Origin of the sequence: Simiduia litorea, from assembly GCF_042853465.1 — a bacterium.
Classification (GTDB): Bacteria; Pseudomonadota; Gammaproteobacteria; order Pseudomonadales; family Cellvibrionaceae; genus Simiduia; species Simiduia litorea.
Genome location: NZ_AP031497.1, coordinates 4,169,665 through 4,182,517 on the forward strand (window position 1 = coordinate 4,169,665; position 12,853 = coordinate 4,182,517).

The following is a 12,853-nucleotide window of genomic DNA, read 5'->3' on the forward strand; positions in this document are numbered from 1 at the left end:
CTTTCCTCAGATTTACTCAGTTTCTTCTTCGAACTGCATGGCGTGTAATTTAGCGTAATAGCCCTGCAGTGCGATGAGACTTTTATGGTTACCCTGCTCGACAATTTTGCCCGCATCCATCACCACAATATGGTGTGCATTTTCGATAGTGGTAAGGCGATGTGCAATCACCAATGTGGTGCGATTTTTCATTACCGCCTCTAACGCATCTTGAATGCCGCGTTCCGATTCAGTATCTAAGGCCGACGTTGCTTCATCTAAAATTAACAGCGGTGCATCTTTTAACAGCGCCCGTGCAATGGCCAAGCGTTGACGTTGACCGCCGGAGAGCCGAACACCGTCTTCACCTATTAATGTTTGCAACCCTTCTGGCATATCATTGATAAATTCTAGCGCGTGCGCTGCTTTTGCTGCGGCAATCACCGCCTCTTCCGATGCATCACTCAAGGTGCCGTAGGCAATGTTGTTATACACAGTGTCATTAAATAACGTGACCTGCTGGCTCACCAAGGCAATTTGATCGCGCAGACTGGCCAAGGTGTAATATTGAATTGGCACGTCATCTAACAAAATTTCGCCATCCGCATGTTGATAGAAGCGCGGAATTAAACTGGCCAGCGTTGTTTTACCGCTACCCGAGCGACCCACTAAGGCAACCGTTTGACCGGGCTGAATATGAAGATTGATGTCCTTCAGTACGGTACTTTCACCGTCGTAGGAAAAATTTAGATGCTTTATGTTCAGCTCGCCTCGCACCCGTGAGGTCACATGACTGCCAGAATCCACTTCGATAGCCTGATCGAGCTGCATGAAGATGGTATTGGCCGCAGCAATACCCTTTTGAATCGTCGAGTTGACTTCACTGAGTTGGCGCACGGGTTTGGGCATTAAGCCCGCCGCCGTAATGTAGGCAACAAAGGCACCAGGGTCTGATGTGCCCATATAGGTGAGCGCTAAGAACATAACAAAACCCATGGCGCCAGCAACCAAAAACTGGATCACGGGAGTATTGATGGCGCTAGTGGTTACAATTTTTAAGTTTTGTTTGGTATTTTTCTGACTCGCGTCATCAAAACGTTTCGACTCATAGGCTTGGCCGCCGAAGGAGCGCATAACACGGTAACCATTAATCATTTCCGAGGCGATATGGGTAACATCGCCCATCGAACCTTGCACTTTTGCTGACAAGCGACGCAGTCTTAATCCCACCTGCCAGACTAGTACGCCAATGAACGGCCCTACGCAAAGAAAAATGAGAGTCAACTTCCAATCTTGATAAAATAAATACCCCATCAAACCAATCACGGTAAAGCCTTCGCGCACGATGACCTTGAATGCCTCGGTTGCGGCACCTGTCACCTGAGTAACGTTATAGGTAATACGCGAAATTAAATGGCCAGAATTGTTATTGTCAAAATAGTAGCCCGGCATTTTAGTGAGCTGGTTAAAAAGTTGTGTGCGCAGGGTGTGAACAATAGCCAACGAAACCCGGGAACTGTAATAGCTGCCGATGAAGTGACCGAGGCCGCGCACGGCGAAAATGGACATCAACCAAACTGGTATGAGCCAGCGGTCCATCGGGTCGTTTTTCGGTATGGCATTGATTAAATATTCCATCACCACAGCGAAAGCCGGCTGAGAGGCAGCGAAAATAATAAAACCGATAATACTGAGCGAGAAATAAAACCAATAGGGTTTTACATAACCCAATAATCGCAAATAGACTTGGCCGGCCGTTTGTAACTGCTGTTCATCAAGGCTGATGACCGGGTCTTTCTTGTTGTTTGAACTCATAGGATGGGCATCTATTTTTTAACAGAGGTTATTCTAACACGTTAGCACTAAATGCCAGCCACTAAGGCGGCGAGCCCCATACGCCAAGACGTGACAGGGCGGCCTAGGCGCCCGGCCAAGCGCGAGCAGGCCAAGGCAGAAAAATGCGGGCGCTGCGCGATAGTAACATTCGCCGATTGCATCCACTGCGCCTGAGTGGTGGCACTCAATTTATAGTGGGCATCCACCCTGCCCTGCACTAGTAGCTCATCCACGATAGCTTGAGCCAGCTGGAACCGGCTCACCGCCGCGTTGCCGCTTAAATGGTACAGGCCACCGTCGGCGCCGGCTAACAATTCAGGTACCAAGGCCCACACCGCTTCGGCAATGTGCCCCGCGTAGGTTGGCGAGCCAAACTGGTCGGTTGCTATGCACAACGGTTCGCCGTGCATGGCTTGCGTAGCGATGTGCTTACCCATGTTGCGGGCGAACTCGCTAAACACCCAGCTAACTCTCAGCACCAGATTAGCAGCCACGCTGAGTGCAGCTTGCTCACCTCGATATTTACTTTGGCCATAGACATTAATCGGCCCAGGGGTGTCCGCTTCCACATAAAGTTGCTCACTAATATGCGCAGATTTTCCGGGGAAGACGTAGTCGGTGGAAAAATGCAGCAATGGAATAGATAGCTGCTCGCAGGCTGCAACGATTTCTTCAACGGCAAGCGCATTGATGCGATTCGCGATGTCTTGCTCAAGCTCTGCTTTATCAACTTGATTATAAGCAACGCAGTTAATCACAAGATTCGCAGCACTGTCAGCGATGTAGGCAGAAATGGCGCCTGGCACCAAAAAGTCCACCTCATAATGGGACGGCGTGAGCGCACAATAGTCGCTAGGCAATTGACTTAACAACGCCTGCCCCACTTGGCCCGTCGCACCTAAAATGACGATTTTCATTGTGTTAATGATTTAACAAAATTCATAGCGTTAGCAATCGGTATCATTTCAACGTTAAAAATCACCGAGTTATAAAACTTCTCTTGTATTTTAATGGCTAATTTCTGCGGGTGATGAAGTGGGTAGTAACTTAACGCACCTGCGCCAACACGCGCTGCCTAAGACCTTGGTAGGTTAAACCCAATCGACATTCGCGCCAGTACTGTTGCAGAAAATATTCTGTGTCGGCTACATCTAAAAATTTTAAACCGCCCATAAAACAGGCCAAATCGTTAACGCTGGCAATCACCGCTCGCCACTGAAACGATAAATGCTCTAAGTGATCAAGCTTAGCCCGCAACTGTACCGGATCGACCAACAGGTTAACGGGGTGCAGATTGTGATGTGACAAGCGATTATTGTGTAACTTGACGATATGATTTGCCAATAGCAACAGTAAAGACTGACGCTCCACCAAGGTCTTCTCTGGCCATATTTTTTGTAGCTCTTGCGCGCCAACAAATTCGCTTTGCATTTGAATCAACATCACCGCGCGCCAACATTGGCTCGCGGGAATTTTTTCTTCGGCATAACAAACCGCAGAGGTCGCAGGCACCTGGCGCGCTTCGCATAAAAGATGGTTGTGATACAGCTCGCGCAATGTTGGCTCAGGCTGCAACAACCAACCTTTGCGCTGTAATTGATTTTGACTAATGATCACGCGAAAGGTTAACGGCTTTTCTTGCGCATCGAGGATGTCTATAAAACCGGTTTTTCGCTCCGACAGGCCTTGCGCTGGGGAAAAGCTCACGGCTCGGGCCACCCAATCCCACAACCTCGCCGCATCCTGAAGATGCTGATGTTTGAGAGCTGGCAGTAAAAAGTCAGCGCAATGAAACATATTGCCTCGCAGTTATTTTCCGCTTTTGGCGGTGGCTTCGATAATATCGGATGCCTTGTGGGCCAAAGAATATATATCGCGACTATCGGTAAATTCTAAGGCGTTAATACCCCAAGCTAAGCGGTCATCAGACACCAGCGCTTGAGCTAACAAAGCATTAAATTCGTTTTGATCATAAGGGTAAGACGCCACGAGCCCCGCTTTACCCGATTTCACCAGCGGTGCGTAACCACACGTTGTGGTTGCTAAAACGGGAAGGCCGGCGGCCATCGCTTCGAGCAATACGGTGGCGGTCATATCCTGGTGTGCAGGATGCACGAGAAGATCGGCACTCTGCATGAACGTCGGCACATCTTCACGGCCGCCAAAAAAAACCATTTGCCCAGCTACACCGAGTGTTGCGGCTTTTTCCACATACTCGTCGGGCTTGTCGTTGCCAACCACCCATAAACGCACCCGCTCGCGCACCGGCGAAGGCAAGGCAGCGACGGCCTCAATTAAACGCTCTAGGCCTTGGCGCTTGAAGCGCGTCATAACCGCCAACAAAACCAGCGCATCCGGTTTAAGCTGTTGCTGCTTGCGGAACTCCATCTTGTAGAGCTCGCTGGCGGCGTCAGCTTTGCGATCTCGGGTCACGCTGGGCGGCAGCAAGTGCATACGCTTAACCGCAGGCGGAAATTGATTGGCAAAAATGGCGCGCTGCGCGCCAGACATAAGCAGAATTTGGGTATGACTTGTTTCGCCAAACACGGCGTCTTCGCAATCCGACCAAAACTTATAGGCGGCACTCATTTTGTAAACCCAATTGCGCGATTCGGCAACTTGCGCTTTGTAGCAACCTTCAGTCACCAAACACACATCGAGGCCCGGCATTTTATTAAAGCCAACCAGTAATTGCAGCGGGTATTTTTGCCGATGGGCCTGCACCCAGCGCTGAAAAAATTCGTTCCGCTGCTCCGGCACTTTGCTCTTAACCGGCACCTGCACGTAAAGCAACTCTTCGGGCTTTTCGCCCAGCCATTGCATGCTGTACATACGCACCTTATGGCCACGGCGCGACAGTTCACGGGCAATGTTTAAACAGTGGCGAGCGTGCCCTTCATAGGGAGCGTACTGGTAAATGGTGATTCCAATTTCCATCAGTGACTTGGGCACTCATCTAAAAAAATTTAAAGGGCGCGCTACTTCGATAACGCGCCCTTGATGTTTAGCAGAGCTGGTAAAATTTGCCAGCGCTACGCCGTGTTCGCTAGCTTGCCACAGGCGCCAGCCACTCGGGGTGTTTGTTACCCACACCTTTAACAGAATCAAAATACATGGCTTGTAACACTGTGGTAATGGGGCCGCGTTTACCGGCACCGATGACTCGACCATCGTGTTCGCGGATAGGCAGAACTTCGGCGGCGGTACCGGTAAAGAAAGCTTCATCGGCGATATAAACTTCATCCCGCGTCAGGCGTTTTTCTTTGATGGTGTAACCCGCTTCAGCCGCCAGCTTAAAAATGGTGCTGCGCGTGATGCCGTCTAAGCAGGAGGTCAATTCCGGCGTGTAAATAACACCGTCGCGCACCATGAAAAAGTTTTCGCCGCTGCCTTCAGCCACATAGCCTTCGTTATCCAGCAGTAGGGCTTCTTCGCAGCCGCATTCAATTGCTTCGCGCAAAGCCAGCATCGAGTTGATGTAATTGCCGTTAGCCTTGGCCTTACACATGCTGATATTGACATGGTGGCGAGTGTAGCTGGAGGTGCGAATCTTAATGCCTTGCTCGCGCGCTTCCGGCGACATATAAGAGGGCCATTCCCAAGCGGCAACCATGACGTGGGTTTCTAATTTATCGGCGCGTAAACCCATGCCCTCACTACCCAAAAAGGCCATAGGGCGCAGGTAGGCTTCCTTTAAGTTGTTTTCACGCACCACTAACTTCTGCGCTTCGTTGAGCACATCTTTGCTGTAGGGCATGTTCATTTTCATGATGTGAGCCGAGCGGAACCAGCGGTCTGTGTGCTCTTGCAAACGAAAAATAGCGGTGCCGTGGCTTTCGGTGTTGTAGGCGCGCACGCCTTCGAACACGCCCATGCCGTAATGTAATGTGTGGGTGAGAACGTGAACTTTGGCGTCGCGCCAAGGGATTAATTCACCATCTAACCAGATAACGCCGTCGCGGTCGGCAAAATTCATAGCCTACTCCTACTCTGTCTAAACCCCGCCTACGGGGATGGGTGATGGACCCAACAGTCGTTGCCAAATGGCTTCAACTTCAGTGCGCTCTGGGCGGAATTGGCTGTCATCAAGGGTAACGCTTTGGCGTTGTAGCGCCAGCGCATGCCCCATTGATCGGTAGGCTTTGTAGGCTCTAATCAGGCTGGCCACATCTTCAGTAGCCATTAGATTTGCGTCTTCGAGACAGCCGAGTATGCGAATGTTATCCGAGTATCGCACCAGTGCCGGCACTTGGTGGGCCCAAGCTAAAGCCGCGTATTGAACCATAAATTCAATATCGACGATACCTCCGGCATCTTGCTTCAGGTGGAAGCCAGCTTTGTTGCCTGAACCGAGGCTGACGCGCATTTTTTCCCGCATCGTCACCACATCTTCGGCAAGTTTGGGCAAATCACGCGGCACACATAGCAGCGCTAAACGCAGCTGCTCGAATTTATGGGCCAGTTCGCTATTGCCGCACACCACCCGACCACGCACTAGCGCCTGCTGCTCCCAAGTCCAGGCCTCGCCGCGCTGGTATTTCTCGAAGGCGCTGAGCGAGGTGACCAACATGCCCGAATTGCCCGATGGCCGAAGCCGCATATCTACTTCGTACAGCTGGCCAGACACGGTTTGGGTGTTCAGGATATGGATCATCTTCTGCCCCATGCGGGTGTAGAAGGTTTGGTTGTCGATACTGCGCTCGCCGTCGGTCTGGCCATTGATATCGGTGTCGTGCACAAACACCAAATCTAAATCTGAGCCATGGCCGAGCTCGATACCGCCCAACTTGCCGTAGCCCACCACGATAAACTCGGCTGTCTCGGCCAAAAGGCTTGGATCCGACGACTGAGCTGGGTAGCCATGGCGCGCCACCATCATTTCCCACGTCAGCTGCTGCACATACTCTAAAACCGCCTCGGCCAGCCAGGTTAAGTAATCACTCACTTTCATCAGGGGCAAGACACCAGCGACTTCACTGGCGGCAACCCGCAGGCCGTGCGCCATGCGAAAATAGCGCAGCGCCTCCATTTGCGCCTCCAAATCATCGCGATTAATCCGCAAGGTTACCTGCCGTAGCTCATCCGCGAGTTGCGCTCGGTCGGGCGGGCTGTACAGGCTGCGTGGGTCGATCAGCTCGTCGAGCAAGGCCGGGTGCTTGCTCAGTTGATCGGCGATCCACTCACTTGCGGCGCACAGTTTTACTAACTGTGCGAGTGCGGCCGGGTTTTCTATCAAGAGCACTAAGTAGGCCGAGCGCCTGAGTACCGCGGTCACTAAATTCAACACCCGCTGTAAGGTTGCCGCTTTCGCCGACTCCTGCTCTATCATGGCCATCAGCCGGGGCATAAACCGATCGAAGCGGTCGCGGCCGCTGGCTTGCATCATGCTCAGGGCGCGCTGACTATAAAGATCCTTGAGATGTTTATAGATATCAGCAGGTTCATCAAAATGTCGCGCCAACAGCCAAGCTTCTGCGCTGGCCTGATCGGGCATATCCGCAAGAAAACTCTGCCACTGCACAATATCTGACTCTTCCGCCGCCTCGGCTTCATCATCGGGGTCGGCAATCACGGCCTTAAATTCTTGGTGCACAAAGTGCCGGTGTTGCTCTAGTCGCCGATAAAAACTATCCCAGCTATCAAACCCCATCACCCAAGCGAAGCGTTCCTGTGCTGCCGGTTCCATGGGTAAGGACTGGGTTTGCTTATCGGCCAAGGCCTGGATGGCGTGCTCGGTGTGGCGCAAGAACTCATAGGCGCGACTCAAGGCTTGTTGCGAGGCCAGCGGAATTAACGCCCAGTCGGCCAACAATGCCAGTAATGGCAAGACCCGCCGCTCGCGTAGCTGTTCATCGCGACCACCGCGAATCAACTGAAACGCTTGGCCGATAAACTCCACTTCGCGAATGCCACCGGCACCCAGCTTTACATCTTCCTGCAAGCCCTTGCGATGCACTTCGCGGCTAATCATGGTCTTCATGCTGCGCAGGGATTCAAAGGCGGAGAAGTCCACGTACTTGCGGTAGGTAAATGGCGTTAACAGCGCCATTAATTTATCGGCCGCCTGTGCACCGCCCCGCCCCACCCACGCCACCGGTCGCGCTTTAATCATGGCAAAGCGTTCCCAATCTCGGCCTTGGGTTTGGTAGTAATCTTCGATGGCATTGAAATTAGAAACTAAGGCGCCGGAATCACCGTGCGGGCGCAAGCGCATATCGATGCGAAAGCAAAAACCATCGACGGTCACTGTGTCTAAACTTTTTATTAAACGCTGACTCAGCTTAAGAAAAAACTGTTGGTTGTCGATAGTGTTTTTACCACTATTTTCTGCGGTAAATTGCGTTTCTCCGGATTCAGGAAAGGCAAAAATTAAATCGATATCCGAGGAGAGATTTAACTCCCAAGCGCCTAGCTTGCCCATCCCCAGTACCACCATGGCTTGGGGCAAACCCGATTGACGCCCCATAGGCGTGCCGTATTGTTGGCACAACTTTGGGTAGTGCCAGGCCAAGGCCGCCTCGATTAAATGCGACGCCAGTTCAGTCAAGTCTGCGGTCGATTCAGCGACCGAGGCTAGGCCATTAAACTCGCGCCAAATAATGCGAAGTTGCTGTTGCTGCCGAAATTGACGCAGCAATCGATTAAAACTGTCTTCGGTTTCGTCGCCGTTAAGTTGTTGAGTGATTTGATCTTTGAAGGCTTTGCGTGGCGCATCCGCGCTCAGCACTAAATACGCTAACCACTCGGGATGCTTTTGCAATTCCTGCGCGGCATAGTCGCTAGCCAATAAAAGCCGCGCCAATTGCAAGAGTTCAGTGTCTGCCAGTGCTTCTGCACCAGCAATGCCGGTTTGCGATGAAGTAATGATTTTGGCAAGCGATGGCGGCAGTGCAGAAATATTAGCGAGAGGTAAATCTGACATAGCATTCCTTAACGCGGATATTTTCAATCGCTCAAAGCGAGTTTCAGTTTCGCCCTAGCTTTTTGCTTTTGCTTTTGCTTTTGCTTTTGCTAGCAACTAGAGACTTTTTTAATCTCGGTCCGGCGCTGGCGCCACGCGCATCACTTCTTCAATGGTGGTTAACCCAGCGCCGACTTTTTGCGCGCCCGATAAACGCAGCGTACGCATGCCTTCTTTCACCGCCTGCTTGCGCAGCACCATTAAATCGCCGTCGTCTTTGATCAGCGCCTTGACCGAATCGCTCAGCATCATAATTTCATAGATCGCTAAACGGCCAAGATAACCGGTATTGCGACACTCTAAACAACCCACCGGTCTATAAATTTTTGTTGGCGCCTGAGCTTTCCAAGGTGCAACCAATTGCTGCCAAGCCGCGGCGTCAACTTCCGTCGCTTCTTTGCAGTGCGGACACAGTGTGCGCACCAAGCGCTGTGCCATCACCCCCAACACCGACGCCTTAATCAAGTAGGACGGCACACCTAAGTCCACCATACGGGCGATCGCGGCCGGTGCATCGTTGGTGTGCAAGGTAGATAACACCAAGTGACCTGTCAGCGACGCCTGAATTGCCATTTCGGCGGTTTCGATATCGCGGATCTCACCTACCATTATGATGTCGGGATCTTGTCGCATCAGGGTGCGGATACCCGCGGCAAAATCTAAACCGATGTTATGTTGCACTTGTGTTTGATTGAAGGCATCTTCCACCATTTCAATCGGATCTTCGATGGTAGACACATTCACTTCATCGGTGGCGATGCGCTTCAACGATGAATACAGTGTGGTGGTTTTACCCGAACCCGTAGGGCCGGTTACCAGCACGATACCGTTGGGGCGCGACAGCATGTCTTGCCACAGCGCTAAATCCTCGCCCACTAACCCCAGTTGTTCGAATGAACGCAACAGTACGTCCGGGTCGAAAATACGCAGCACCATCTTTTCGCCAAAGGCGGTGGGCAGGGTTGATAAACGCAGCTCCACTTCATTGCCTTCCGGACTTTTAGTTTTAATGCGCCCGTCTTGTGGTTTGCGTTTTTCTGCCACGTTCATGCGGCCCAACACTTTTAAGCGCGAGGTCACGGCGGTGGCCACATTCATGGGTAATTCATAAACTTGGTGCAAAACGCCATCGATGCGAAAGCGCACCCGCCCAACGTTGCGACGCGGTTCTAAGTGGATATCGCTGGCGCGCTGCTCGAAGGCGTACTGCAATAACCAGTCGACAATATTCACAATGTGTTGGTCGTTGGCTTCTGGGTCTTTGACCGCACCCACTTCCAATAGCTGTTCGAAATTATTCACCACCGAGGTGGCGGCGCCGCCCACGCCCGAAATCGATTTCGCCAGCGAATAGAACTCCACGGTATAGCGCTCTATATCATCTGGATCGGCAATCACTTTGGTGATGTGACGTCTCGCGGTATGGGTCAACTGCTCAACCCAGGTGTGCACATGAGGTTCGGCCGTCGCCACGACCAACTCATCGGGCTTGACGGCCACACAGAGAATTTTATGGCGCTTGGCAAAGGCGAAGGACATCACCTCGGTAATTTTCGACACGTTGATTTCAAGCGGGTCGATGTTGCACCAATCCAATTTGGCCCGCTCGGCTAGCCAACGCGACAGGCGCTCGCCATCCAAGGTTTTTCCGCTAGTGGTTTGATCGATCAATTTTCGACCGGCAATCACGGATAGGGGGTTCTTGTCTTTCTGCTTGGCCGATAAGGGTGTACCCGACAACAGGTTAGCGTCGCCTTGCGAGACGCGGCCATCCTCCACCAGCGCTAATAAAATATTGCGTAATTCGAGTGGACGATCGGGGGTAGCCAATTGATTCATAGTCCCTCACTGTGGCGGTTGGCGGCAGTGCTGAATGTACCACAGCGGCGCAGCGTCTACACTGAGGCACGCCCAATAACCAAACGAGAGCAACCAGCGCGCGAATTCGAGCGTGACCCCTGTCACATGAATCCTTATACTGCGCGCTCTGATTCTAGGGAGAACAGACAATGCCTAGCGCCAACCCCTTTGCCATCCTATTTGGTAAATCGCCGATCAAGCCCATGCAAGAGCATATGGCCGTGGTTGCCGATGCCGCCAATTTGCTAAAACCCTTCTTTGAAGCCGTGATTGCCGGTGATTGGGTTAAAGCCGCCGACGTGCAAAACAACATCCACCAGCTCGAAAACGAAGCAGACAAGCTGAAAAAGCAACTGCGTTTGCACCTGCCGAAGAGCCTGTTTCTGCCCGTGCCGCGGTCAGACCTTTTAGAGTTATTGTCTGGGCAAGATAAAATTGCCAACCGCGCCAAAGACATCGCCGGCATCATGCTCGGCCGCAAGATGAAGCTACCCAAGGCTTTGGGCGAGCAAATGTTAGCGTTCGTCGACTCAGCCGTGGCTACAGTAGCGCAATCGCTGACCGCCATTAACGAGCTGGATGAGCTACTGGAAACCGGCTTTGCCGGGCGCGAGTTAAATATCGTCGAAAATATGATCAGCGAACTGGATTCGCTGGAAAATCGCGCCGATGAAATGGAAGTCACTATACGCGCCGCGCTATTTGCGCTGGAGTCTGAAATGCCGCCAGTGGACGTGATGTTCCTGTACCGGGTTATCGATTGGGTCGGCGATGTCGCCGACCGCGCACAAAAAGTAGGTAGCCGATTAGAGCTGCTGCTAGCGCGCTAAGCGCTTCCATTACTGCGGAGATTTTCCATGTCAATTATTGCTGAATACGGCCACATCTTTATTATTATGGCCTGTATTTTTGGCCTCTTTATGGCCTGGGGCGTTGGCGCCAACGACGTTGCCAACGCCATGGGTACGTCTGTCGGCTCGAAAGCGTTAACCATTAAGCAGGCGATTATTATCGCTATGGTGTTCGAGTTTTTAGGGGCCTATCTCGCCGGTGGCGAAGTTACGGAGACGATCCGTAAGGGTATTATCGACCCATCCGCTATTGCCGATACGCCCGAATTACTCGTGTACGGCATGATGGCCGCACTCTTGGCTGCAGGCACCTGGCTGTTGATCGCGTCGATGCTGGGCTGGCCGGTATCAACCACCCATTCCATCGTCGGTGCTATCGTGGGCTTCGCCGTGGCGGGCATCTCTATCGATGCGGTGTCTTGGGGCAAAGTGGGCACTATTGCAGCCAGTTGGGTGGTGTCGCCCATACTCGCCGGCACCCTGTCCTTTATGCTCTTTCGCAGCGTTCAACGGCTGATTTTAGACACCGAAAACCCGCTCGAGAATGCCCGTCGCTATGTGCCCTTTTACATGTTTGGCGTCGGTTTCCTAATCAGCATGGTCACTATGCTGAAAGGTTTGAAGCACGTATTCAAAGATTCAGGCCTGAGCTTTAGCTTCATTGAATCTGTCGGAATCTCAGCGCTACTGGGGCTGTTAGTCGCCGGCTTCGGTATTTACCTGCTGAAGCAAATTAAACCCGTCAGCACCAGCGAATCGCGCTTTGCCAACGTCGAGCAAGTGTTTGCCATCCTAATGATTTTTACCGCTTGCTCTATGGCCTTTGCGCACGGCTCTAACGATGTCGCCAACGCCGTTGGCCCGATGGCGTCCATTGTTGCCACCGTCAAAACCGGTGCCATAGGCGCTAAGGCCATGATGCCAGCCTGGATTCTGCTGGTAGGCGCTATCGGTATCGTCATCGGCTTGGCCACCTATGGCTATAAAGTGATGGCGACCATCGGCAAAAAAATTACCGAACTCACCCCAAGCCGTGGCTTTGCCGCCGAGTTGGGTGCCGCTGGTACCGTGGTATTGGCCTCTGGCACGGGCTTACCCATTTCCACCACCCACACCTTGGTGGGTGCGGTGCTGGGCGTTGGCTTAGCGCGCGGCATCGGCGCGCTCAACATGCGCGTAATTGGCAGTATTTTCCTGTCTTGGATTGTGACACTGCCGGCCGGCGCACTATTGGCGATTATTTTCTTCTATATTTTTAAAGGCTTATTTAGCTAAATTGGTTTAAAAATATCGCTAGAAATGAAGGCGCCTAGTGGCGCCTTCATTGTTTATAGCCGGCGAACATTGCACAATCATGGCCACTAAC

Annotated in this window: 9 protein-coding genes; 2 read left to right on the forward strand and 7 right to left on the reverse strand. The window is 52.2% G+C overall.

Annotated elements, in window-relative coordinates:
- Window positions 1–12: 12 nt before the first annotated feature.
- The 7 genes from msbA to ACGHTT_RS18590 form a co-directional block, all read right to left on the reverse strand.
- The gene (gene msbA, locus ACGHTT_RS18560) at window positions 13–1,794 is read right to left on the reverse strand and encodes a lipid A export permease/ATP-binding protein MsbA (RefSeq protein WP_390592491.1); all 1,782 of its coding nucleotides are present in this window, start codon (window positions 1,792–1,794) and stop codon (window positions 13–15) included.
- Between the two features lie 47 nt (window positions 1,795–1,841).
- Window positions 1,842–2,732, reverse strand: coding sequence for a dTDP-4-dehydrorhamnose reductase (gene rfbD, locus ACGHTT_RS18565; protein ID WP_390592492.1), 891 nt, complete (start codon window positions 2,730–2,732; stop codon window positions 1,842–1,844).
- Window positions 2,733–2,862: 130 nt separating this feature from the next.
- Window positions 2,863–3,612: a hypothetical protein gene (locus tag ACGHTT_RS18570; RefSeq protein ID WP_390592493.1), complete on the reverse strand. Its 750-nt coding sequence runs from the start codon at window positions 3,610–3,612 to the stop codon at window positions 2,863–2,865.
- A gap of 12 nt (window positions 3,613–3,624) precedes the next feature.
- Window positions 3,625–4,752 (reverse strand): glycosyltransferase family 4 protein, encoded by a 1,128-nt coding sequence (locus tag ACGHTT_RS18575; protein WP_390592494.1) that lies wholly within the window; start codon window positions 4,750–4,752, stop codon window positions 3,625–3,627.
- Window positions 4,753–4,861: 109 nt separating this feature from the next.
- On the reverse strand, window positions 4,862–5,791 hold the full coding sequence (locus tag ACGHTT_RS18580; RefSeq protein ID WP_390592495.1) for a branched-chain amino acid transaminase: 930 nt from the start codon (window positions 5,789–5,791) through the stop codon (window positions 4,862–4,864).
- Between the two features lie 18 nt (window positions 5,792–5,809).
- Entirely contained in the window at window positions 5,810–8,737 is a 2,928-nt protein-coding gene (gene glnE / locus ACGHTT_RS18585) for a bifunctional [glutamate--ammonia ligase]-adenylyl-L-tyrosine phosphorylase/[glutamate--ammonia-ligase] adenylyltransferase (RefSeq protein WP_390592496.1), read from the reverse strand.
- Window positions 8,738–8,845: 108 nt separating this feature from the next.
- Entirely contained in the window at window positions 8,846–10,615 is a 1,770-nt protein-coding gene (locus ACGHTT_RS18590) for a GspE/PulE family protein (protein WP_390592498.1), read from the reverse strand.
- A 170-nt stretch (window positions 10,616–10,785) separates the two neighbouring features.
- Between ACGHTT_RS18590 and ACGHTT_RS18595 the strand changes: the two genes are divergently transcribed.
- Window positions 10,786–11,466 (forward strand): TIGR00153 family protein, encoded by a 681-nt coding sequence (locus tag ACGHTT_RS18595; RefSeq protein WP_390592499.1) that lies wholly within the window; start codon window positions 10,786–10,788, stop codon window positions 11,464–11,466.
- Window positions 11,467–11,493: 27 nt separating this feature from the next.
- A complete protein-coding gene (locus ACGHTT_RS18600; protein WP_390592502.1) occupies window positions 11,494–12,762 on the forward strand; it encodes an inorganic phosphate transporter in 1,269 nt (422 codons plus the stop codon).
- Window positions 12,763–12,853: the final 91 nt, after the last annotated feature.

Excerpts from the sequence above, each read along its gene's own strand:
- msbA (WP_390592491.1), bottom strand. The coding sequence starts at position 1,794 with ATGAGTTCAAACAACAAGAAAGACCCGGTCATCAGCCTTGATGAACAG.
- rfbD (WP_390592492.1), bottom strand. The coding sequence starts at position 2,732 with ATGAAAATCGTCATTTTAGGTGCGACGGGCCAAGTGGGGCAGGCGTTG.
- ACGHTT_RS18570 (WP_390592493.1), bottom strand. The coding sequence starts at position 3,612 with ATGTTTCATTGCGCTGACTTTTTACTGCCAGCTCTCAAACATCAGCAT.
- ACGHTT_RS18575 (WP_390592494.1), bottom strand. The coding sequence starts at position 4,752 with ATGGAAATTGGAATCACCATTTACCAGTACGCTCCCTATGAAGGGCAC.
- ACGHTT_RS18580 (WP_390592495.1), bottom strand. The coding sequence starts at position 5,791 with ATGAATTTTGCCGACCGCGACGGCGTTATCTGGTTAGATGGTGAATTA.
- glnE (WP_390592496.1), bottom strand. The coding sequence starts at position 8,737 with ATGTCAGATTTACCTCTCGCTAATATTTCTGCACTGCCGCCATCGCTT.
- ACGHTT_RS18590 (WP_390592498.1), bottom strand. The coding sequence starts at position 10,615 with ATGAATCAATTGGCTACCCCCGATCGTCCACTCGAATTACGCAATATT.
- ACGHTT_RS18595 (WP_390592499.1), top strand. The coding sequence starts at position 10,786 with ATGCCTAGCGCCAACCCCTTTGCCATCCTATTTGGTAAATCGCCGATC.
- ACGHTT_RS18600 (WP_390592502.1), top strand. The coding sequence starts at position 11,494 with ATGTCAATTATTGCTGAATACGGCCACATCTTTATTATTATGGCCTGT.